The organism is Methanosarcina sp. (assembly GCF_028693135.1).
In the GTDB taxonomy this organism is placed as follows: domain Archaea; phylum Halobacteriota; class Methanosarcinia; order Methanosarcinales; family Methanosarcinaceae; genus Methanosarcina.
The window spans coordinates 59,270-82,643 of record NZ_JAQUVZ010000003.1 but is presented as its reverse complement, the minus strand read 5'-3'; the positions used below and the strand labels follow the sequence as shown (position 1 = coordinate 82,643).

The 23,374-nt window shown below is 41.3% G+C and carries 16 protein-coding genes; 5 read left to right on the top strand and 11 right to left on the bottom strand.

Features of this window, described 5'->3' with window-relative positions; all coding sequences use genetic code 11:
* The first annotated feature begins 5 nt into the window (after window positions 1-5).
* The gene (locus PHF18_RS02385; protein ID WP_300097810.1) at window positions 6-164 is read left to right on the top strand and encodes a hypothetical protein; all 159 of its coding nucleotides are present in this window, start codon (window positions 6-8) and stop codon (window positions 162-164) included.
* Window positions 165-218: 54 nt separating this feature from the next.
* Here PHF18_RS02385 and PHF18_RS02380 read toward each other — a convergent pair whose 3' ends face one another.
* The 3 genes from PHF18_RS02380 to PHF18_RS02370 form a co-directional block, all read right to left on the bottom strand.
* Window positions 219-380 carry a hypothetical protein gene (locus PHF18_RS02380; protein ID WP_300097806.1) on the bottom strand — a complete coding sequence of 54 codons (162 nt, stop codon included), beginning with the start codon at window positions 378-380 and terminating at the stop codon, window positions 219-221.
* A gap of 967 nt (window positions 381-1,347) precedes the next feature.
* Complete coding sequence (locus PHF18_RS02375; protein ID WP_300097803.1) at window positions 1,348-2,676, bottom strand: ATP-binding protein; 1,329 nt, start codon at window positions 2,674-2,676, stop codon at window positions 1,348-1,350.
* Window positions 2,677-3,561: 885 nt separating this feature from the next.
* The gene (locus PHF18_RS02370) at window positions 3,562-3,762 is read right to left on the bottom strand and encodes a hypothetical protein (RefSeq protein ID WP_300097800.1); all 201 of its coding nucleotides are present in this window, start codon (window positions 3,760-3,762) and stop codon (window positions 3,562-3,564) included.
* A gap of 708 nt (window positions 3,763-4,470) precedes the next feature.
* On the opposite strand from PHF18_RS02370, the gene PHF18_RS02365 reads away from it, so the two are divergent.
* A complete protein-coding gene (locus PHF18_RS02365; protein WP_300097798.1) occupies window positions 4,471-4,938 on the top strand; it encodes a hypothetical protein in 468 nt (155 codons plus the stop codon).
* Window positions 4,939-8,360: 3,422 nt separating this feature from the next.
* On the opposite strand, the gene PHF18_RS02360 is transcribed toward PHF18_RS02365, so the two are convergent.
* The 4 genes from PHF18_RS02360 to PHF18_RS02345 all read right to left on the bottom strand — a co-directional run bounded on the left by PHF18_RS02360 (window position 8,361) and on the right by PHF18_RS02345 (window position 15,014).
* Window positions 8,361-9,011, bottom strand: a complete 651-nt coding sequence (locus PHF18_RS02360) for a 6-hydroxymethylpterin diphosphokinase MptE-like protein (protein WP_300097795.1) — start codon at window positions 9,009-9,011, stop codon at window positions 8,361-8,363.
* A 70-nt stretch (window positions 9,012-9,081) separates the two neighbouring features.
* Window positions 9,082-12,258, bottom strand: coding sequence for an isoleucine--tRNA ligase (gene ileS, locus PHF18_RS02355; protein WP_300097793.1), 3,177 nt, complete (start codon window positions 12,256-12,258; stop codon window positions 9,082-9,084).
* Window positions 12,259-13,283: 1,025 nt separating this feature from the next.
* Window positions 13,284-13,478 (bottom strand): MM0924 family protein, encoded by a 195-nt coding sequence (locus tag PHF18_RS02350; RefSeq protein ID WP_300097790.1) that lies wholly within the window; start codon window positions 13,476-13,478, stop codon window positions 13,284-13,286.
* A 177-nt stretch (window positions 13,479-13,655) separates the two neighbouring features.
* A complete protein-coding gene (locus PHF18_RS02345) occupies window positions 13,656-15,014 on the bottom strand; it encodes a hypothetical protein (protein WP_300097787.1) in 1,359 nt (452 codons plus the stop codon).
* Window positions 15,015-15,467: 453 nt separating this feature from the next.
* Between PHF18_RS02345 and PHF18_RS02340 the strand changes: the two genes are divergently transcribed.
* Genes PHF18_RS02340 through PHF18_RS02330 form a run of 3 tightly spaced genes read left to right on the top strand, consistent with a single transcriptional unit; the run spans window position 15,468 to window position 19,468 of the window.
* A complete protein-coding gene (locus PHF18_RS02340; protein WP_300097784.1) occupies window positions 15,468-18,371 on the top strand; it encodes a CHAT domain-containing protein in 2,904 nt (967 codons plus the stop codon).
* Between the two features lie 4 nt (window positions 18,372-18,375).
* The gene (locus tag PHF18_RS02335; RefSeq protein ID WP_300097781.1) at window positions 18,376-18,819 is read left to right on the top strand and encodes a hypothetical protein; all 444 of its coding nucleotides are present in this window, start codon (window positions 18,376-18,378) and stop codon (window positions 18,817-18,819) included.
* 28 nt (window positions 18,820-18,847) lie between these two features.
* Window positions 18,848-19,468: an NUDIX domain-containing protein gene (locus tag PHF18_RS02330; RefSeq protein ID WP_300097778.1), complete on the top strand. Its 621-nt coding sequence runs from the start codon at window positions 18,848-18,850 to the stop codon at window positions 19,466-19,468.
* A gap of 127 nt (window positions 19,469-19,595) precedes the next feature.
* On the opposite strand, the gene PHF18_RS02325 is transcribed toward PHF18_RS02330, so the two are convergent.
* From PHF18_RS02325 to PHF18_RS02310, 4 genes are read right to left on the bottom strand one after another with little or no spacing between them, the layout of a single operon-like run.
* The gene (locus PHF18_RS02325) at window positions 19,596-20,513 is read right to left on the bottom strand and encodes a F0F1 ATP synthase subunit gamma (RefSeq protein WP_300097775.1); all 918 of its coding nucleotides are present in this window, start codon (window positions 20,511-20,513) and stop codon (window positions 19,596-19,598) included.
* Window positions 20,514-20,522: 9 nt separating this feature from the next.
* Window positions 20,523-22,079, bottom strand: a complete 1,557-nt coding sequence (locus PHF18_RS02320; protein WP_300097773.1) for an alternate F1F0 ATPase, F1 subunit alpha — start codon at window positions 22,077-22,079, stop codon at window positions 20,523-20,525.
* Between the two features lie 13 nt (window positions 22,080-22,092).
* Window positions 22,093-23,061, bottom strand: coding sequence for a F0F1 ATP synthase subunit B (locus PHF18_RS02315; RefSeq protein WP_300097770.1), 969 nt, complete (start codon window positions 23,059-23,061; stop codon window positions 22,093-22,095).
* 20 nt (window positions 23,062-23,081) lie between these two features.
* On the bottom strand, window positions 23,082-23,357 hold the full coding sequence (locus PHF18_RS02310) for a F0F1 ATP synthase subunit C (protein ID WP_197074038.1): 276 nt from the start codon (window positions 23,355-23,357) through the stop codon (window positions 23,082-23,084).
* Between the last annotated feature and the right edge of the window lie 17 nt (window positions 23,358-23,374).

The window sequence follows — 23,374 nt, the reverse complement described above, 5'->3', positions numbered from 1 at the left end:
GTTCCATGGAGATTTCGCGATCCCAGGTAGCAGTTTCGGACCGCAAATTCAACCGGAACATTCCTGTTCCGGGTTCTCTTATTTTCAGGTGCTCTTATTTTCAGGTTCTCTTATTTTCAGGTACTCTTATTTTCAGGTTCTCCCTGATTAATGGTGTTCTTTGATTACTCGGTTGATATTATTCAGAATATCCAAAGCTGGAATCTTTTGTTTTTTTCTTACGAGCTTTTTGGAGCTGAAACCATCTCTTTTGCCCCACAAGAAAAATAGTAACAGGTTAATTCATGCTGGAATTTAAAGAGAAACTGAATGCAGAAAAGTATTCCTGACCCGAAAATGCGTCCCTTGACCCCAAAACCACATTTTAATCCACTTTTCATAGGGAGCCTCCGCCAGCTTGTCTGGCGGCCCTTCCCAAAAAGAAGAAAGACGTAGAATAGAAGAAAGAAGAAAGAAGGGAAGATGTTTGAGGAAGTAGTAAAAATCGATAGAATCAGATGTGTAATGGATTATTTTCAGGTATAATTTAATTCTGTTTTGATTGCGTTTTCACAGACTTTTTACTTCAATTTTACTTTATAAATTTTAGTAATGGTCTTTTTCGTTCTCTTTTTTGTCTGAAAGCCGCTCTCCTGCGTCGAGCGTGACAAGAACGACCCTGTATAGCTAATAATGTTGTACTGGTCAGATACATCTACAAAGTAGTCCTCTTGAGCGTAGCGAAAAGGACCGCGTACTCCCGAGGCGCAATTCGGGCAGCGAAAAGGACCGCAAGCTCCCGAATCGCAACTCGGGTGGTAGAGCAAATGACGATGTGCAGGTCAGAGTTCTAAATTTCGAGCTGGCATTATTTTCTTTTTATTCGAAAATATCAACCTTTTAATGGTGGATGACCTGATTAATTGGTTGGTATTACTCCAAAATGACCGCAAATAGCATCTCTTGTTCTTTATTTTCACGCGCCGCGCTTCGCTTGAACCCGCCTTCGTACGTAAATATAAACGAACTCAATAGCCGGGATGGGGTTTCTAGTACCAAAATATCAACCATGGAGCCGGAGGAAATCTATTTTCAGCTCCTGATTTTATTTATTCTACCAGTAGTCAGTCCTGAATAACAGAGAATAGAAACTAAAGAAAAATAAGAGTAGCAGAAAATAAAGCAGCAGAAAAGTAAGAATTGAAGAAAAGTAAGAATCGAAGAAAAGTAAGAATCGAAGAAAAGTAAGAATCGAAGAAAAGTAAGAATCGAAGGAAAGTAAGAATCGAAGGAAAGTAAGAATCGAAGAAAAGTAAGAATCGAAGAAAAGTAAGGAGTGAAAAATCAGGACGAAGGAGAATATAATGATTATTCCAGCATCCACTTCCATACCGAGTTAACGATTATTTTTCTCTTTTCCCCATCCCTGTCTGCTATCTCCATGACTTCTTCATCGTCCAGGGTAAGGATAAGCCCCTCATTAAGCCCGTATTCTTCCATCGCTGCCATAAGCCCGAGGACCTCCCGTTCCCTTGCTGCCGGGCTTCCGAAGTAGACTGAGACCTGAACCGCAGCCGTGACAGCCTGGCTATCTTTTTCGGTTATAATAAAATCACATTCTTTCCTGTCCCGGAAGTATGAGACCTGCTTGCCCTGCCTGAGCAGTTCAAGAAACACAAGGTTTTCAAATCTTAATCCCAGGCTGTCCGGATAATTGGGATATACCGTCTTGAAGAAACCCGTATCTCCGGCGTAAACTTTACATGGGGCATCTTTTTCTTTTCCGTTTTCGGATACGTTGTTAAACATAGGGGTCCGGTACAGCAAAAAAGCTTCTTCCAGATAGTCAAGGTAGTCGCGGATAATATCCTCGTTATTGATCCCACTCACTTTTTTCAGGGTATCAATTGAGTATTCCGATGCCATGTTCGAGATGAGAAAAACTGCAAGTCTCTTCAGCCCTTCAGCGTCCTGAATATCGTGCCTGGCAATAACCTCTGTCTGCAGAGTTTCCTCAAAATACTTCCGGGAGAGCATGGAATTTCCATTTTTTATTACGCCGGGAAAGCCTCCGTTATCAAAATAATGTAGAAAAAGGCACAGCATTTCATCGCATCGGGAAGGTGTGAGTAAGTTAGGCCTTGGGACCCTGAGCTTTCTCAGAGTTAGATATTCTTTAAAGGAAAATGGCAAAAGTTTGAGAACCCTGGTCCTGTCTGCAAAGAGTGAAGAAACGTCCGGACTCAGGAGACTTGTGGAAGAAGAGGTTATAAAAACTCCTGCTCCTTCTCTGTTAAGCCTGTCAACCCAGTTCTCCCAGCCGGGGACATTATGAATCTCATCAAGGAAATAGTGGACAGCTCCTTCTGCATCCGGGTCTTCATCAGGTATTTCTTCATTTTCATTCTCTTTTATGTAAACTTCAGCCGCAATTTTCTCAATTTCCTGAAAATCTTCGGGTTCTAATTCTTTAAACCTGCTGTCTTCAAAATTAATGTAAACCTTTGTACCCTGCAGAAGGCTTGCGACCTGCTTCAGGAAGGACGTCTTGCCTGCATGGAGTGGGCCATAGATCAAATTGATCTCATGTCCATCCAGACAGGGGGGGACTGGGATGTTACGTGGGATTATATCAAAGGGGCTCTGGAAGAAGGTTTTGTGGTCAAGAACCAGAGGGAGAAGTTCGGGTCTTTGCATGTGATCACGATACTTTTGGACGTAAAACTATATAGTTATTCTGGCACAGACCTTCTCTTTTAAAAAAAATGAATACTTACTGATTCTTAAAAAGGAGAAAATAAAGTAGTATTTCTAATTTAACGGGTGCTGTCATGTGATTTCATTGTGCATATACTGGAAAATGAGTTATTGGCTTCAAACCAATTGAAATTACTCCAAATTACTGCTTATTTTCAAATTATCAGTTCTATTAACGTCCCTCTGGAAAACAAGTTTTAATTTAATGTCTTAAAGCTAGAGAAAGGATCTTGCATCATAAGAACAAAAAGTTAGGTGTCAGAGGATAAATATAAATATTTTTTAATAGAGTACCTGGCCAGACCAGTTCGATCGAAGGTGATTAAACTTCAATATAATACACACGATGTCGTTATGGGGAAAAATATATAGTTTTATAAATTTATCCAACACCTATCCGGGACTGTCAATCCTTTTTAGGCTCATAGATCGTTTTCTGTCTACCACATCTTGTACACACAAAATACTTTTCTCTTACATTTGAAGCATAGATACTCAAACCTCCACTTCTTTTCCATTTATGAAACCCTATAAAACACAAAATGCTCCGCTGTAGAGGTTTTCCGGAAACTCTGGATGGAGCCCTGTAAGCCAAGTAATCACTCCTGCATTATCAATGAAACTCTAATCAATGAAACTCTATTACCTGAAAGTTCAAACCCATGCATGAAAAATTATCTTTGTAAATATCTTAACTAATAGCGGTTTTTTATAAATTTTTATATTCTTTATCATTCAGATTTATTTTGTGTTATAATAATTATTCCAGTTTATTTGGAAGAATGGACAACTTATGCTATCCACAACAAGCGTTGATATTTTTGTTCAATTTTCAACATTGTCTCGATTTTCTACATCCAAATACAATTCAGTATACCCACAATCTAAACAAACATGCACTTTAAATTCGCGCATCGGGCCAGAAAAATAGCATTCGCTATCAGATTCATAACCGATACGTTCTCCAATTATGTGACCTGCATCGAGATTTTCGCTGCCACATTTTGGACATTTTCTCTTTTTCATTTTGTATTAACCCCACTTCATCATTGAGATTCTGGCCTTGTAGAAATCCTCGAAGTACTTTTTACGAAAAAGGATACAAAAATCTGATTGTGAACTACCCATCATTTTTTGCCCCCACAAAAATGATTGAGCATTTCATAATGTCATCGAATAAGTATATTAAATTTGTTGAGATCAGTCTGACATAGCCAAAAATTGGGTTTCAATCCAGTTTTTTGCAGCTTTTCTTCAGGCTTATAGCTTTTCATCAGGCTACTTCTTCCTCCATACTCCATGTTTTTTTAGACCCCTCAGCTACAACTCTAAAATGCATCCGATCCCATTCCATTAGCATCCCCAGACAATTCTGGAAGCTGAAAAGCAGCTTCTTTCAACCCTTTTAGTCTTTGCTTACTCCTCAGGCCATCTTCCCGATTCTTGCAGAGCCTGTTCTTTCCTTTAATGGTTCAAATAGAGCAAATAAAAGGTTCAAATGAATCCGCAGCTTAAACAAACCATAAATACAATCAAAATCAAAAAAGTAAATAAGTAAGACGAGAACTCTAGATAATCCCTAAAGCAAGGAATGAGAATTCGATGAAACTAATGTATTCGCCTTTGATACTATTTGCATTAATCCTGCTCTTTTTGGCTCCAGGTCCTGCAGCAGCAGAATTGATTCAAGAGTCTGCTGAAATTCCATATCAAATAAGCAATTCTGATCGTATAGTGATTGGCACGGTTAGTGACATCCAAGAGCACTATGACCATACAATCTTTACAATTACAGTTGAGGAATGGCTGTATAACTCCCTGCCCACCGAAACCATAAAGGTAAGAACCGAGACCGGCAGAAATGTCTGGACTGAAGACCAGGCAGAGTTCACCCTGAAAGAGTCCGTGCTCCTCATGCTGAGGGACGAAGAACCCGATAAGCAGCTTTTCAGCGTGTCTGTAGGCTTTCCCGGAAAACACCCTGTATCAGACAGGGATGCGGTAATTGAGGAACTGAAAGTTCAGGAAAAATGGCAGGAAAAAAAACAGACCGAAAACGAGACAAATAAGACCGGAACAACAGGTAAACAGCCAGTAGATTCAAACTCACCCTCAGATCCGGAAAGCACTCCTTTCACAGGCATTCTATGGGTAGTTGTGGCAGTGATAGGAGCATTTGTGTGCACAGGGAAGAAAAAGTAATATTATCCGGTAATATTATCCACTTTATTCAGATTACCCATAATAAGCCCGGAAGTGCCGGAATGAAGAAAAAATGAATAGTGTGGGAAAAATACCATCTGGTCCAAGAAATAGTTCCATTGGACATGAAAACTGATTTTCAAAAATAATAAAGATAATAGTCATCAATTCAAAAAAAGGACGAATTCTCATAAGTTGTCCTTTACACCTTGAAGAGATGACTATGGATTCTGTTTCTTTTAAGGTTCAGTAGTTATTTCAGGCTCAATAGTTATCATTATCAGCAGCCACAGCCACAGCCACGACCATGACCATGACTACAAACTATCTTGTAATAAATCTTCATATAGCAAATTCTATAGTTGAAGTTAAAGAAAGTAAAACATCCACACATTATATGTTCCTCCATTCTTAGTTTATTCTTATTACGTTTGCTTTTATACATTGGAGAATATGAACCCTTTAAAATTAGGCGCATCTTCTTCTAATGGTGTGTACTTTTCAAGCATTAGGTGCATTTCCTTCTAATGATGTGTACATTTCAGGTTAAACCCTTTATCAACCCCCAAAGTATTATACTCACGGCAATTAATTTTTGAAACGTTTCTTGATACTGATTTCACTTGGAGAGGAGCAGATGTTATTTAATTGCCAGAAAGTATAAATTAAATAATAATATGAAATTATATAAAATTGATAGAATTAATGATTCGAATCATTTAATAGTCTTTGAAAATCCTGACAAATATCCGGCTGAAATTATATGTTTGCTTTTTTTCTTAACTTATAAGTTATAATTCTTAAAAACTCTAAATCGTGCAGGAATATGTTTGCTTTTTTTCTTAACTTATAAGTTATAATTCTTAAAAACTCTAAATAGTGCAGGATATTTAGTATTTAATCCCAACTTCCGCAGAAGTACACAAAAATGCCACAAGTTTTCTCAATACGGCGGTAGTTTAAATGTTCATCCCGCCTTTAAGGAATGATACTGGGCAAATCGGCAAGTAAATTTATCCATATGTTAGAAACGTTTCTGAAAAAGTTGAAAGGCTGTATCCCACCACTAAAGAGACTGTCCGACAATTACCGCGGATAATTAGAGTTTCCTGTTTGGATATATTTTCAGTCGGCAGATAAATGAATTACTTACCGATAAATCCAGATTCGGTTCTAAAAAACTAGACTATGGATAAAGCCTCTCCTCATATTATGTGCTACTGAACGTGATTTCATATTGTATCCATAAGACATTATTAGGTCGTCCACTGTTATATGGTTGATATTTTTGAAAAAACCGAATTGCGATTAGGGAGCCCGCGGTTCTTTTCGCTGCCCGAATTGCGCCTCGCCCGAATTGCGCCTCGGGAGTACGCGGTCCTTTTCGCTGCGCTCAAGAGGACGACTTAAATATTTATAGCCCGTGCAACCTTATTTGCCGTATTGTGTCATTTTTGTCACGCTCGATGCAGGAGAGCGGCTTTCAGACAAAAAAGAGAACGAAAAAGACCATAAATAAATTTATAAATTAAAATTGAAGTAAAAAGTGAGTAAAAAGTGAAGTAAAAAGTAGGGGGATGTCGTCCGAACAGGATAAAAATATACCTGAAAAATACTCTTTTCCATGTCTGTTTTTATTGATTTTTACTGGCGATTTCAGCCTCTTTATTTTTTCCTTCTCTTATTATATTTCTTCTTTTTTCTTCTTTTTTTGAAGGGCCGCCAGGCAAGCTGGCGGATACGTCCGATATTACCTGTGAATTAAAAAGCGGTTTTCGGGGTCAAAGGAAGGGGTCAAGGGAAGTATTCTTCGAACCAGGAAGGCATTTCACTATAATTCTCGTTTTTTCTCAATACCAGCAGGAATTTGCCTGTTATTTTTTTGCGGGCAGGCGAGACGGTTTCAACCCTATAAGGCGCAGAAGAGAAAAAAGATTTCATCTCAGGATATTCTGAATAATACCAACCGATTAAGTAGGAACCACCTATTAATATCCATTAGGTATAATATAAACGGAAATATAGTTAAGAAATTGATATTAGATCGTGCCCGTGAGTTTTGATTGAGTTATAGATTAAATCTGGAAAAACAGGACGAAAAACGGAAAATAAAGGTTCAAAGTATCCTCTTCGGGATCGAAATATGAATTCCACGAATTTGAGTGAAATTTAATTAATTTTATGAGTGGAGGAATCACACCCATAGAATCACACCCATAGAATCACACCCATAGAATCACACCCATAGAATCACACCCATAGAATCACACCCATAGAATCACACCCATAGAATCACACCCATAGAATCACACCCATAGAATCACACCCATACGACCTATTCAAGTTACAAACTTCATGAATGTAACGTTTAAGTGTCGCCTTGCTGGAAAATTTACCGTTTATTTTGAAGAGAATACGGTTCAAGCTACAGTGTATACCCAGATTACCCAGATAATCACATTGGGAGCCCTGAAAAAGAATCTGTAGCTGCTAAATCATAAAAAAGTAAGGATCAATAGCCATCAATTCAAGATAAAACGAATTTAGAGAATGTCTCCATTATATCTCGAAAAGATGGCTATGGAAACAATTTTTTATCAGTTTAAATGGTTATTATCAATCTGCTTAAAGAGTTATCAGAAGCAGAACTTGATTTTGAAAATTGTTTCCTGATAAAAGCATATTACGTTTTTGTAATAAAAGCTAAAGTATCCCATTATATTTTCCTCCAGATGTTAATGTGTTCTTCTTTATTTAGTTTAGACATTTTTCTTGTATATTCGGTGCATTATTTGAAAAGAATGAAGTTTTTTTGAAATTTGATTAACTTTCTAATGGTGTATACAACTTCAGTCAAACTCTCTATCAACCCCCAACATCAAGATTATACTCATAGCAATTATTTTTAGAAACTAGCCTGGCGGCTAATTCCTATTTGAAGGCTAACAGACTGAATTTTAATTGCTTAAGAGTATAAATAAAAATATATTCATAAAATATATAAAATCAACAGAATTAACAATACTTACCATTAAATAGTGCTTGAAAAACTGGAAGAATCCCGTAGGAATAAAGGGGTCAACTTATAAATTTAAATTATAGGTTATAAATTTGTAAGTGTACCGGTAGAATAAAGCTTTTATCCCTCTTTTCTGCAAATAAGGGAAAAGTAAGACAGTTCAGGAAAAATGAAGGGCAAAAGGCATAATAAAAATTAATATAAAGCTTTAAAGCCTGCGAATATGAATGAAAATACGAATAACACTTTCTATTTATAAACTATATAAATTACAGATTTTTCATTATAAGTATGCTTGTTTTATGCTTGTTTTCCAGGAAAAAAATTTAAATTATTATATTAGACGAAATATTTTAATTAGTCAATTCCCTGCACTCTGACCATTCACATGTCCGTTTAGCCCTCAATTCCCGCACATCCCGATTAATTCTTTCGCCCAATTAAGCTTCTTTTTCTTAATCGGATTCACTAAGGGGTCTTCAAAGTCAAATCCTGCGAGCCTGATACTTTTAGCCTCGAATTCCCTGGCTACAAAAACGCAGCGGTCTCCATCACTGAATCCGCCGAAGTTGTATACTTGATCAAAAGGCCGGGCCTGGGTAGTTGCAATAAAGCGCCTGAATCGGGGCACATATTTTTCCAGCTTATCCATGTTGTCCCCGTGGGCATGGATGAGGACTATTGAGCCCCTCGAACAGGCAAGGATCTCTTTTTCGATGTCAGTTTCGGAATTGCCGTCAAGGTCGGTACAGATAACTTCAGGCACGCGGCCAATATCCATAAGGACGGCAGCGGCTCCATCGGCTGCAATTATCACAAAAGTAGAAAGGTCGATTTTCAAAAGCTCGTTTCTGAGTCCGGGAGCATTTCCGCAGACCAGGACAGGCTTTCCTGAGACCGTATCTTTGAGTTCGGAAAGACTGGCAGTGTTTTTCTCAGTCAGTTTTTGGGAAAGGAGGCGAGCTGCCTCTTCATCACCTGTGCGGTCGAACCCGAAGTCTTCAAGAATTCGTTCGTAGATAGGCTCCCAGGCAGCAAAATTCGTATAAATCACTCCTTTCCTGTTTTTCGTTTATGAACTTAGATTTTCTTATCGAGTTTCATTCTTAAACTTAATTACAGAGTTATTTCTTCGCAATTCCCATCTTCATGGCAATGCCTTCGACATCCCAGTCCTTTACAAGGGCTCCGGAAACCTCGGTACCGCTGCCTATGTTAAAGACATCGGCTCTAACCTCTTCTGCAATAAGATCCTTCAGAGTTTCAACAAGCGCTAAGACCCTTTTGTCTTCGATCCAGACAGAGGCGCGGATGTTTTCATCCACAATAAGGTCGAGTTCCTTCCGCATGTCCTGCAGCCTGCGGATTACTTCCCTTGAGTATCCTTCAGCTTCGAGTTCAGGAGTAAGGTTCGCATCCACATAAACAAGGCCTGCATCGGACTCTGCGCTGGCTGTGCCTTCGGGCAGAGTTTCTTTGTAGTTTGCCATACCCGGAGTGACTGTGACAGTGGTCCCGTCGGCAAGGAGGAGCTCGAATTCCCCGTTTTCAGCAAAGGCTTTCTTTAAAGCAAAACCCTCGACTTTCTGCAGGGCAGGGATAACTTTTCCGGCATCCTTCTTGAAGACAGGCCCGATCTTTCCCGGGTCAGGGATAACCTCAAGCCCGAGTTCGTCCCAGCTCTGGCCAACCCCGGTAAGCACAATGGCTTTGGAATTGGTCTGGTCCATAAGTACGGAACGCAGCCTGTCAACTGCCTTTGCTGCGGCTTCGCTTTCAGGGGAGACAACAATTCTGGAAATGGGCCACCTGAGTTTTCTTCCTGCCTTCTGGCGAGCGTTTGAGGCAGCTTCCACGATGGAACGGGCGGTACTCATGGCTGCTTCAAGCTCAGGGTCAAGATAGGTCTCGTTAACCTTCGGCCAGTCGCTCATGTGCACGGATTCGTTAGCTTTTGGGTCCACGTTCCGGATCAGGTTCTGGTACATCTCCTCAGCCAGGTAAGGCATGAAGGGGGAGATCAGTTTTGTGATGGTTACGTAGACCTCGTAAAGCACACAGTAAGCTGCAAGCTTGTCCGGATCGTCAGCTTCGGTCCAGGTCCTTGGGCGGATAAGCTGGATATACCAGCGCGAGAGGTCTTCGAGGGCAAACTCCAGGATCTCACGGACTGCTTTATGCAGCAGGTACCCGCTCATGGCTTCATCTACAGCTTTTACCACGGACTGGGCTCTTGAAAGAATCCACCTGTCTTCTTCCCGCAGAGCATCTTTAACAGAGTCCAGGCTGACCTTCATCGGGTCAAATTTGTCAAGCGCCATATACGGAAGCGGGAACCTGAAAACGTTCCAGAGGATGTTAATTGAGCGGTGGACAGTTTCTATCTCTTCTAAGTTGAACTTCAGGTCATCCCAGGGCGCACTTGCGGAAAGCACGTAGGCACGCAGGGTATCTGCCCCGAACCTGTCGATGATTTCCAGCGGGGAAATTACATTTCCAAGGCTCTTTGACATCTTCTTTCCGCCGGCATCAAGAGTAAAGCCGTGCATGAGCACACTCTTATAAGGCGCCCGTCCAAAGCCAACCATGCTTGCTCCGAGCTGGGAATAGAACCAGCCGCGGGTCTGGTCATGCCCTTCGGTAATGAAGTCGGCAGGCCACCATTCATCAAACTGGTCCTGCGTCTGCGGGTACTTCAGGGTTGCCCAGGAAGCAACAGCCGAGTCAAACCAGACGTCAAAAACGTCTTCTACACGCTTTTTCTCCCCTCCGCACTCACATGGAATAGTGACTTTATCCACGTAGGGGCGGTGCAGTTCGATATCGTTTTCTATTCCAGCCTTTTCCAGCAGTTCGGCTTTTGTCCCTATTACCTCAAGCTTTCCACACTTCCGGCATTTCCAAACAGGGATAGGAATTCCCCAGTAACGCTGCCTGGAGATACACCAGTCCCTTGCGCCTTCCACCCAGGTCCTGAAGCGGGCTGAGCCTGCCCAATCAGGGTACCAGTCGACTGAATCGATTTCCTCGAGCATTTTTTCTTTGAGATCGGTAATTTTGAGGAACCACTGTTCGGTTGCCAGGTAGATGATGGGGGTCTTGCAGCGCCAGCAGTGCCCGTAACGGTGGGTCACGGTCCCCTCGGCAAGGAGCCTGTCGCGCTCCAGGAGGTCCTCGATGACAACAGCGTTTGCGTCCCTTATGTTCATGCCTGCATACTTGCCGGCTTCCTCGGTGTAGGAACCGTTAGGGCCTACGGGACAGAAAATCGGCAGGCTGTTTTTGACTCCTACATTAAAGTCGTCCATCCCGTGCCCCGGGGCAATGTGCACACAGCCGGTGTTTTCTGCGGTTACGTATTCGGCCTCGTAGACATTGTGCTTGAATTCAGCCTGGCGTGGGATAAGGTCCGCAAGGGGGCTCTCGTATTCCAGGCCTGCGACGTCTTCCCCGAGCATGGTCTCAAGAATTTCGTAGTTCGTGTACCTGCCCTTCCGGATCACGTTCTCAATGAGGGTTGTGGCTGCGATCAGGATTTCTTCTTTTCCGTCCTGACGAATTGCCCTGAACTTCGCATATTCGAAGGACGGGTGGACCGCAACGGCGATGTTTGAGGGGATGGTCCAGGGGGTTGTGGTCCAGATCACTATGAAGGTGTTTTCCTCTCCCTTAACCTTGAACTTGACATAGATGGACGGATCGGTCCTGTCTGCGTACTCGACTTCGGAGTCGGCAATCGCGGTTTCACAGCGGGGACACCAGTTGACTACACGCTTGCCCACGTCAAGCAGGTCCTTTTCCTGAGCCTGTTTGAGGGTCCACCAGGCAGCCTCGATGTAGTCATCTTTTAGGGTCATATAGGGTTCTTCCCACTGCATCCAGACCCCAAGCTTCTGGAACTGCTCAGTCATTGCCTGTTTCTGCGTGAGGGCAAATTCTTTGCATTTCTCAATGAAATTCTCTACTCCGAAACTCTCGATATCCTTCTTGGACTTGAAACCAAGCAAGCCTTCGACCCTGACCTCGATAGGCAGACCGTGCATATCCCAGCCAGGACGCTCAAGGATGTTGCGGTTATTCATGGAGTAATAGCGGAGAATAGAATCTTTAATGATCTTATTCCAGGCAGTCCCCAGGTGGATATGGCCTGTAGTGTATGGGGGCCCGTCAACAAAAAAAAGCCTTTTTCCGGTTTTGCGGTGCTCCCGGGTTTTCCGGTAGGCATCGCTGTCTTCCCAGAACTGCGTTACTTTTTTTTCTATTTGTTCTGCATTGTATTTGGCAGTGATTTCCTTTATCATATGGGAGTCTCCCTGATGAAAAATAAACTAAAGTAAAGGTCGTCGATTCAAGCCCTTTCCTGCGGCTGACAGACAACTCTTAATAAATTGCTATCCAGTAAGTGGTGACAATACTACTACTAATACTGACAAGACTAATACTGACTATGTTAATACTAACAAGCTGCTGCTGGCACGGATAACCAGTAAGCGCTGATTTCAGGATAAATTACTGGTCAACATACTATAACAAACCTCTGACCGGCAAGGTACCGAATTTACGGTAAAGTATATAATGCCCTTTACCGACCGTTTATATACTGTACTTCAGACAAATATCTTACGTACAAAATATCCTTACCCGGGAAAGCAGATATGCACCTTTCCGACGGATAAAAGGATCTACTGCATGCCAATCAGTTTATTCAGTAATTACTGTACTTAATTTAAGCTTTATTGTAACAGCAGAAAAACCAGTCCATTGTTTTCTTAGCAGAGTTGCGCCACCCGAATTGCGCCTCGGGAGTACGCGGTCCTTTTCGCTGCGCTCAAGAGGACTACTTGATGGATTTTAGCAGTGAACTTTGCTCAGGGGACTAAATTATGGATGTTTATGGATGTTAATACTAAAGACTGCGTTCAAGAGGACGAAATTAGATAGTTCTGACCCGTACAACGTCATTCGCCTTATCATGCCGTTCCTGTCACGCTCGACGCAGGAGAGCGGCTTTAAGACAAAAAATACAAAAAAGAGAAAGAGAAGAACGATAAGCGACAGACAAAAGGCAGAAATTAAAAGAGATACAAAAAAAGAAACTACTTGAAGATTGAAAAAAACGTGGGACAAAAAAGGAGAGGGTTCTTTCCCCTCCTTAAAGGCCTAAATGTAGAAATAAAGCTTAGCCTTAGAGGAAGTAAAAAGACTTACTACCCCTACTGCGAAGTGAATTCTTAGCATACAAAGCAAATTTTAAAGTATATTATTTTACTGCGCCTGTTACAATACCATTTTACGACACAGTTTTCCTGTATCATCTTTTTTTCTTTTACTTCAGGGTTCTCCACATTGCGGCAATTCTCTCTATATCAATATGCGTGTATCCTTCTTCTTTTATGGTCCATTTAAGGCTCAGGACTCCGTCATTACATTCTGCAACAACTCCCCTGTATGTGGTACCTCCTCCAATATCAATTTCTACGTCTTTGCCCATGTAGTACTTTTCAATGAATTCCTGTTTCACGATTATCAACTCCCATATTTTTACCCTTCCGGATACAGAAAAACCCGCAGGTGTTTGCTAGATTATAGTTAATATCTAATTAGTATCAGGAAAGTATATTATAACTTGAAAAACAGAGATTCTGAACATAGATCAGGATTACGTAAAAAAAGGTTGAAATCCAGCTCATGCAGCCGGTTATGATCTATCTGGGTCCGATCTGTTTTTTTCCAATTCGCCCTGTTCTGATACATCCTGTTCTGATGCACTCTTTTCTGATACATCCTGTTCTGATGCGTTCTGTTCTGATGCACTCTGTTCTGATGCACTCTGTTCTGATACATCCTGTTCTGATGCACTCTTTTCTGATACATCCTGTTCTGATGCACTCTGTTCTGATGCATTCTGTTCTGATACATCCTGTTCTGATGCACTCTGTTCCGATACATCCTGTTCTGATGCACTCTGTTCCGATCCACTCAATTCTGTCCCGAACCCTATTTCCGGTTCTCCGGAAAGCTTATCGAAGAAGGGAATGTCTGCCCCGGCAAACCAGGCTTCAAGGAAACTCAGCAAATGGTACTTCAGGAAAACTGCAAGAGGCACGCTCAGCAACAACAGAGTTCCGAAGATCAGCAGCAGTTCTATAATGACGAAGGGAATCAGGAGTATCCAGACCAGGGACTCTGATACGGAAGTCGAGAAGAGGAAATAAAGAACCACATCAATAATAAGAAAAACAATTCCTAGCGCCAGCATCAGCAACCCGAATAGGACCACTGCAAGGATAGCTATCCCGATTCCCAGCAGGAACCTGATAAGCCAGTAAACCAGGACTTCTTTCCAGCTTTTCCTGAAATTCCTGTAGACCGTGCGGAAAGCCGAAAGAATTCCTGATTCTCTGTAAATGGCAAGGGGAATTGCAAGGCTTAAGAAGGAGCTTACGACTGCCCCGAGCAGGGCAAGCATAATAATTACGCCAAAAAACCAGAACACTCCGCCTATGATGGCAGGAAAGGAAAAATCAGGGGACTCTTTAAGGAATACCGGGATAAAAGGCAGAAAAGCCAGTACAAAGAGTACAAAAAAAACAATCCCCAGGGCTAAACGTATCAGCAGGAGGTTGAACCCCTTTCCCAGAAATTTTTTTGAATAAGCCCAGAAATGAACCTTGTTCCTTACCAGGGCTTCTACAAAAACAAACTCCATGACGCTGGAGATGTAGGAAAAAATCAAAGCTAAAAGAAAAAGAAAGGCTATTATTGCAGCTATAATTGCCATGGGTGGTATAGACTGAATATGGTCAAAGCCAATCCAGGATACGCCAGAAAGAAAGTCAGGCATCCTGCCCGGTTCGATGTTTGGGAAATTGTTCCCGAAATCTTCGGAGTCCATCCGATAGTTGGTGCCCGAGCCTCCGTAATTGGACCCGATACCCCCAAGCAAAAAGATGATGATTGCGAGTTTTACCCATTTCCAGAAATCAAAAGGCTCGAAAAGGGCTGTTTTTGTCCTTGAAACAGCTTTATCTATTGCATCTATTCCGTACCAGCTCATAATACTGAATTTTACTCAGATGATAAATAAGTATCCAGAGAGTAAAATATGTGCGTGAATATGAACCTCTCCTGCATCCAGTTCAACAGCTTTTCCCGAAGTCTCTTACCACAGGTTTGCCGACCTGCTTTCCCCTGCATTTTTTCAGGAAGGAAATCCTTCCATAAACCGGATTGTTCTCTTTTAAAAACCCGCATGTGGCCAACAAACTGACACATTTAGATATGATTACGTGATGAGCTTTTAGACTCACCCAGCTTTAAAGTATAGAGCTTTTTGCCTCAAGATACAAGGTAATAACCCAATATCATTCTGAAAGCTAAATCTGTATGATTATAGCTAAATAAATTATAATTTCAGTTGAAATATATTTTTATGTAATAATTTAAACATATTTTTATATAACCCCTCAAAATTTAGATAAGTTTGAAATATTTTACGGAGAACTTCTTCATGGTTGAAATTGACTTGACTGATCAAAATCAAAAAGTACAAAAATTGATTGACTATTTTGACCAAAACCTTGAGCGTAATCTGGATTTTGATAAAAGTATTTGTTTTCATGGCCCTGACCAAAATTACGAAGAAGAAAAAAATCTGAAGGACTTATTAGGCGAGTTAATACTAAATGAAAGTGGGTGGGATAGAATTTCGGCTTCTTGCCGACGGATGATTATTTGTGACAGAGAACTAGATTTGGAAGAAGGACTAAAAGTTTTTGCAGAATCTTTTAATTTATTCAAAGAGTTATTAAGTCATAATGATGATCAGTTAACTGACCCCAAAAAAGTCGCTCAAAATATTGTCAAATATCATCAAAACAAAATTTATGAAGTTATTAGATATGTTAACACATGCGGCCTAATATCTTATAGATCTGGCGATTATTCAAAAGCACTATATTTTTTCAAATTAGCAGAATACATTGCTCGTAATCCAAATTCGTCCTCATCTTATTTTATTCCTGATACAACGAGTAATCGCATAAGAACTGAATTTGAGTTTTTCTCACAAGTCCTTCCGGGTCAAATCCCCGAGGACTACGTTTCAATTTATGGGAAAAACCTCATTGACTTTATAGATTCTTATCAAAAAGAAATAAATAAACGGAAAGACTGCAACTTTGAGCAAGATGGAGAAATAGTAAATTGGATCTATGGGCATGGAATGGCAAGTTTGTATCATAATCTTGCTGAAGCCTATAGCTTTGTGGTCAACAAAGGTGTCAATGATTCTCCTTCATTGAAGGTTATTTTTAAAGAATATGCAAAAAATGTAGGTGATGTTTCATTAGAAAACCGTCTAGATACTGACAATTTAATAGTAATTTTTAAAGATTATGCTATAAGAGCAAATGAGACTTCACTGAATGGTTATGGCTATGTGGAAAAATATATGGATATATACCGTCAACTCCAATCAAAAAATGCATTGAGAAGGCTTGGTTGCAATGTGAAAGAATATGAAAACGACATTTTAGAAGGTGGATGGGAAAGAGGTAAATTGATGGTTTACCAAGACAAAATAAAGGCGGAACAATATATAGATGATGCTCAAGAAAGAATTAATGAAGGGATTACAAAAAAATATTTCAGAATAGAAGGATCGGCCGACAAAATCGGTATACTGCACAATTTAAATTCTATACAAGCAGTTTTGAAAAAGAAGTCGAAAAAGGAGTCGTATCAAACTGTTAGTAATGGAAATGATTCTACACCTTTAGGCATTTCTCGCCCTACGATAAATATCGGTGGAAAGGAATTTACGCCTTTAGATGTTTCTTGTGCTAAAATAAAAATTGCTAATGAATTAAGAGTTGTTTTTTCCTCTATTTTATACAAAAGACAAGTTATGAAGCAAATTCGTGAAGATATATCGCTTGTGATTAATGAGTGTATTGAAAAGAAAGAGTATTCAAAAGCTTTGAATTTTAATGATTTTTACACAAACCGTGGTTTAATTGATATTTCTACAATTAGAAAAAATGATGAGTTAATAAGATTTAACCAGAAAAGAAGAAGTATCGAGGAATTAAAGCGTGATGTAAATATCTTGTTGGAAAAAGAAGTGGCCGAAAAGAAAGATATTGGAGATATAATTTTAGGAGAAACAAGTAACACTAATGAAGTTTTCCTGAAGCTAGTGCTTGAATATGAAGATATTATAAAAGCTGTAGAAATAAACCGCGATGAAATAAAAACAAAAAATTATAACAGTGAATTCCCCTTAGACTTCATTAAAGGAATTTACTTTGAAGATGTTAAAAAATATCTTGTGAAAAGACTTGGTAATATTCCAGAAAGTGAGGATACAGTAGTTGTTAAGTTTTTAATTCACAATTTTGAAGAAAATGTTATCATAAGGATGTTTTTGTTAGACCGAGGGGGTATAAGAGGTAAGCCAGTTGAAGTAAAGTATCCAAAAGAAATTTATAATGACTGGATCTCCAAAGTGAATGTTGCTCTTGAGATTTACAAAAAAAAGAGTTCAGAAGTTGAGTATTTAAAATCTGAAGTTCCATATACGATGGCTGAGCTAGCTGAAGCATTTAAGTTGTATGATAAATTAAATGGCGTTAAGAACATTTTTTTTGTACCGGATGGAGAATTATTTCAAGTTCCTCTTCATCTGTTAGGTAATGAAGGAACTGATTTAAGAGCTAATTACTCTGTGTATTATGCTCCGACTTTGACTCATTTAATGAGATTGGGTATCAACAAGCAACCTTTCTCAAAAAAGGAAAATAATTATTTATGGATATGTTCCCCAACAAAAGACCTATACACAACTCAAAATATTCCATGTCTTTATAAACCAAGAGATGAGGGTAAAAAAATCACGCTTCTCGAATGCGCTGACGGAACCCTTGAAGAATTCTATAGGGCATTTAAACCTCCTACTAAATACACAAACATTGGTTTTTCCACACATTCAGCTTTTCACAATAATGTTGTTACTGCTTATGTATCCCTCCTTCGATTTCATGATTCATTTTTGACTACTTATGATATTCTGTTATTTTTGGATTTAAAAGATGTTGAAACTATTTTCATAGGTGCCTGCTGTGGTGGTTTAACTAAAATCACAGATGATAATGAGGCGGTTGGACTTGTTACCGCGTTTCTATCAAAAGGCGCTGATTCGGTAATTGCTCCTTTATGTTCTATATCTGGATATATACATAATTCATTTATTGAGCTAATAAATAAGAGTAATACGCTGTATACTTCGCAAAGTTGGAACTTGAATACAGATAACATATTTGAAGTCCTAAAAAAGAAAAAGAACAAATTTGTTTATTTTGTTCCTTTTATTCAATACGCTAGTTTAGATATTGTAGAGAAAAAGAGAAGATGATTTCATGGACAAGGAAGAAAAATTGAAGAAAAAGATGCTTTTTTATCAAAGAAAGCTCAAAGAAGGAAAAATAGAAGCGGATCCGGAAATTAAGGATGCAATAAAGTGTATTAAAGATATAGCCGCTATAGAAGAAATAAATATTAACAAAAATATCTCATCTGAAGATTTATACACTATTTGGAATGAATTCTACAGGAGAAACACTGAGTTACAAGTACTGGATGTAGAAAGTGGTAACCATAAGGCAAGTACCGTCGATCTCATTATATTCTGTCTTTCTCTCATCTTTGCATTATATCCTGATGAGCTAATCAGGATGAAAATCATTAATATGCTTTTTGATCTAGGGATTGTGCAGATAATTGCAACTCATCCAGATGCGTTAGAAGCAATAGATGATGTATTAGAGATAATAGAGAAGGCATTAGATGAAATTTTCCTATGAATTCAAAAAATAGTTCAGGTGACGAAACTTGAAAAGTAAAGTTTTGCTAGATTCAAGACAAAGACGAAAATTAAAGAATAAACAGATTAAACTTGATTGGAAAAGCGATCTTAGTAAGGGCTCAGTTTTTGAAAACGAAAAATTGGGTGTAACTTTAAGATATTATGCTGTCCTTGACGATGATCGGAATTATCTATATGATACTTTTGGTATTGAGGAAAGAGAGGAAAACTGCGTTTCAGTCGTTCTGAATCAAAATGACGAAATTTGCCTATTGACTGAATATCGTTTAATGCCAGAAAAATATTTCCAAAGTTGTCCAAGAGGTTTTTCGGAGATAAACGAAGATAGATTACAATGCTCTTTGAGAGAAATTGCAGAAGAAGTCGGAGACTTCGAAGTTATAGAAACAATCGATCTGGAGCAATTGTACCAAAATACAACTTTTTTTATAACTCCTATAGGAGTCAAACTTGTAAAGATCAAAGTTGACAATGTGGAAATAGGTAAGAATCAGGAATCTGAGGATATTTGTGGCATAAGATTTTATGAACCTGACGCAGTAAAGCAAATGATCAAAGAAGGAAAAATAGAGTGCCTCATAACTTTAGGGGCTCTTATGAAATATTTTGCTTTCGTTGAATCTTAAACTCTTGAGTATTTACCAAGATTTAAAATACTCAGTATACTATTTTTAAAAATTTCATGAACTTTTTCCCTTTTTAGGCCTCATGGAACTCATTTTGTCTAGTTTCTCGATCTGCCTGAAGCCGATTCTAAGCCTTGCTATCTTCACTGTGACCTGGGCTGCGAGACCTGGAAAGCGCTTCAAAACCGGCGATGATTTCAAACAGTTCTTCATCGATGCCACTCTGGCGTAAACGGTAGAATGTTCCATTGAGGTCCTCCAGCAATTCATCGATGTTCTTGTCGGCGTGCTGCATCGCTACCAGACGGCTTGTATTTTCACTCGCGAGGGATTCAGCACATGCCCGGAAAAGCGAAACGAAAAGATATTCGCGGATGAGTGCCCTCAATGTCTCTGTGATATTGCCCATTACCTCAGGCAAATTCCTGGTTGGCCAGGGAAGTTTGGTAAGATCACGCTGCCAGGTTTCGTCCAGTGGCAGCAGCCGCTGACTGACAGGCTCATAAGTAGCTCTGGTTTTGTGGCGGTTGTAAAAGAGATAAAGTTCAGCATTCTCGTCCTGGCTGCGGAACTTTTCGCTTTCCACAAGAATCTGCCCTATAAGCGGAGTAATGGCTTTGACGGAATTTGGTACTGTGAAGAGTCCGATCAACGGCAAATCCGCATCTTCCAGGCGCGAAGAAACACGCTCACCGACAGCCCAGACCTGGGGTTTGCCCGGCAAAGCTGCCAGTTTCTTGACCGCATAATCGGCTACAATATCATTAAACTGACCCACAAGGCCCTGATCCGAACCGAACACGACCGCACTAATAGATCCGGCATTTTTTTGCTTTGTCCGCTCTGCAGGAGCAGAGGGTTCAATTTCCCGAAAGCAGATTTCCAATCCCAGTTCCACTGTGCGATAGTAGTCAGACAACGCACTCACTGATTTCTCGTATTGTCCTATGCTCGAAGCCGCCAGGTTCTTCATCGTGCGGACGACAGATTGAAGCTCGTTTGCTCTATCAATCTTTTTGCGCAGACTTTCCGTGGTTTCGCTCATAACTTCTCCTTATTTTCCCGCGGATTTTACTTCGGTTTTGGACTCGGGCCGGAAACTTTCCAGTGCTCTGCGTGCAATCTTGAGAATTGTTTCCCGGTCCTTTTCGCTCAATTCCGCATCGGCATTGAACCGTTCGCGCACCTCTGTTGGGATATCCTTTACTGCCTCACGCAGGGAATGCTCAGCTTCTGCCATCTTGTCAAGCGGCACACTGTCAAAGAGTTTAGCGTCCAGCGCAAGCAGAATGAAGATTTGTTCAGGTACGGGTACAGGAGAGAATTCCGGTTGATTAAGAATGTCGCGGATCCGCCTTCCATGCTCGATAATCTGGAGGGTGTTTTCGTCCAGTCTGGCGCCAAACCGGGTAAATGCTTCGAGTTCTTCAAACTGTGAGTAGGCGAGCTTCAGGTCCCCAGCCACCCCGCGGTAGACAGCAAGTTGGGCTTTACCGCCTACACGAGAAACGGATTTGCCGACATCAACCGCAGGCAAAACTCCCAATTCAAAAAATGAAGGCGAAAGATAGATCTGCCCGTCTGTGATAGAAATCAGGTTAGTTGGAATATAGGCGGAAATGTTCTGGGCTTCGGTTTCGATAATAGGAAGGGCAGTAAGCGAGCCACCCCCGAGTTCCTTGAGCAGGTGGGTAGCTCGCTCCAGTAACCGTGAGTGAATATAAAAGATATCCCCGGGATATGCTTCGCGCCCCGGAGGACGGCGAAGCAGGAGGGAGAGTTCGCGATAGGCACGCGCATGATTGGTTAAATCGTCGTAAACAATCAGCACATCCCGGCCCGATTCCATAAAATACTCCGCAATGCTGGTTGCAGCGTAAGGAGCAATATAGGTCAGACCGGACGGATCATTACCTTCAGTCACGACGACAACGGTATACTCCATTGCGCCCTTTTCTCGCAAGGTTGCTACTGTCTTAGCAACTGCTGATGCGCGCTGGCCTATGGCACAATAAACACACAGGACATTGTAATCGCGCTGGTTAAGAATGGTATCGATCGCAATTGCAGTCTTGCCAGTCTGGCGGTCTCCCAGAATTAACTCTCTCTGGCCGCGTCCGATTGGTATTAACGCATCGATAACTTTGATGCCGGTCTGGAGAGGCACTTTAACCGGAGCGCGGTCCATAATGTGCGCGCTGGGGCGTTCGATAGGCAAACGCTTGCCGGAGACTACAGGCCCTTTACCATCCAATGGCCGACCGAGAGGGTCGATGACGCGCCCAAGCAATTCATCCCCTACAACCACGTCCATAACCCGGCCAGTGCGTTCGACTTCATCTCCTGCATGCAGATGTGAGTATTCGCCCAGTAAAACGACGCCGATTTCTTTTTCATCCACGTTAAACGCGATCCCAAACACCTCGCCGGGAAACTTAACCAGCTCCTCGTAACCCACACTGGGAAGGCCGGAGACAGTGGCGATGTCTGTGGAAACTGTCATGATAGTGCCCACCTCCCGCGGAGTGAGCTTCGGAGTGGATGATTCACGCACCTGGCTTATTTCATTAAAAGCATTGTCAAAAACATCCTTTAGACTTTCAGGTTCCATGTTCATCGGCTCTTTATTTTGGCTTTAGTTCGGGATTGACTATTTTATTCTCAGATTCTTGTTTAGTCTCAGATCCCTGTTCCTGATCAGATTCTTGTTTAGTCTCAGATCCCTGTTCAGTCGCGGATTCATCGGTTGACTCAGGCCTGGTTTTGGCTTCAGGTTCGGTTTTCGACTCAGGTCCATCAGATTTAAGTTCAGGTTCAGTTTTGGTTTCACTTTTGGGTTGCTCTTTCAGGAGCTCATCTACGCTTTTTTCCAGCGATGAGAGATAATCCGCGATGCTCCACGCCACTTTTTGTCCATTTGCGGTTAACTCAATCCCGCTGACCAGGTCTGGCACTATCTCGAACCTGGCTTGAATCTCGATTCCAAGCATTTCTTTAATCGTCTTTTTGACCAGGTCACGCTGTGCCTGTGGAAGCTCGAAGGCAGTACGAACGAGCACCGGGCTTGAAGACACACCAAGCGCAGAGGTCACCTGTTCCTTCTCTGCACCTTCCAGTTCGAGCAGCCTTTGAGCAAACGCATCAACTGTGCGCTCTTCCAGACTCGTTCCAGCCAGATCCTGCAGCGCTTTTCGGGCAATGGCAAAGACTTCCTGTTGAGCCCGGCGGCTGATTGCCTGATTTAAATTCTGTTTGTCATTCCTTAACGCTTCCTGCTGTTTTGATCTCAAATCGGAGGCTTCCTTCCGTACTTCTTCGAGAAGCCGCTGACGTTCGGCTTTCGCTTCATCTTTTGCCCTGCTCAAGAGCGCAGTATGTTGCTGGTCAAACTCCTCGTTCTTACGCCTGAACTCTTCTTTCTCTTTTTGCGCTTCTGCCTCTTTAGCATCGGCATCTGCAAGTTCATCTGCTACCTTCTTCTCCCGCGCGTCGATGGCATTGAGAATAGGTTTGTAAAGGAAGCGCTTCAGCAACCAAACCAGTATTAGGAAGTTGAGCACCTGCGCAATGACGGTAAACCAATCGATCAACATAGGCTATTTACCTCTGCAGCTCAGGCAATTGCCTTACTCCAGAACGGGTTGGCGAAGATCAGAATCATCGAAACCACGAAACAATAGATAGACAGGGACTCGATCATAGCCAGGCCCACGAATAGGGTCCGGGTAATGGTCGCGGAAGCGTCGGGTTGCTGTGCTAACGAACTCAGCGCCGTTGCAACAGCCCTCCCTTCCCCAATTGCGGGCCCGATAACTCCAATGCCTATAGTGATGCCAGAGGTGGCAATTGATGCCACCGCGATTGTAGTCGTATAAATATCCAGAGCCATAGTGTTTCCTTCTGTTG

Coding starts and splice junctions, on each gene's coding strand:
- PHF18_RS02310 (WP_197074038.1), bottom strand. CDS start 23,357: ATGGCTCTGGATATTTATACGACTACAATCGCGGTGGCATCAATTGCC.
- PHF18_RS02345 (WP_300097787.1), bottom strand. CDS start 15,014: ATGAGCTGGTACGGAATAGATGCAATAGATAAAGCTGTTTCAAGGACA.
- PHF18_RS02375 (WP_300097803.1), bottom strand. CDS start 2,676: ATGCAAAGACCCGAACTTCTCCCTCTGGTTCTTGACCACAAAACCTTC.
- ileS (WP_300097793.1), bottom strand. CDS start 12,258: ATGATAAAGGAAATCACTGCCAAATACAATGCAGAACAAATAGAAAAA.
- PHF18_RS02380 (WP_300097806.1), bottom strand. CDS start 380: ATGAAAAGTGGATTAAAATGTGGTTTTGGGGTCAAGGGACGCATTTTC.
- PHF18_RS02335 (WP_300097781.1), top strand. CDS start 18,376: ATGGACAAGGAAGAAAAATTGAAGAAAAAGATGCTTTTTTATCAAAGA.
- PHF18_RS02340 (WP_300097784.1), top strand. CDS start 15,468: ATGGTTGAAATTGACTTGACTGATCAAAATCAAAAAGTACAAAAATTG.
- PHF18_RS02315 (WP_300097770.1), bottom strand. CDS start 23,061: ATGTTGATCGATTGGTTTACCGTCATTGCGCAGGTGCTCAACTTCCTA.
- PHF18_RS02320 (WP_300097773.1), bottom strand. CDS start 22,079: ATGGAACCTGAAAGTCTAAAGGATGTTTTTGACAATGCTTTTAATGAA.
- PHF18_RS02325 (WP_300097775.1), bottom strand. CDS start 20,513: ATGAGCGAAACCACGGAAAGTCTGCGCAAAAAGATTGATAGAGCAAAC.
- PHF18_RS02385 (WP_300097810.1), top strand. CDS start 6: ATGGAGATTTCGCGATCCCAGGTAGCAGTTTCGGACCGCAAATTCAAC.
- PHF18_RS02370 (WP_300097800.1), bottom strand. CDS start 3,762: ATGAAAAAGAGAAAATGTCCAAAATGTGGCAGCGAAAATCTCGATGCA.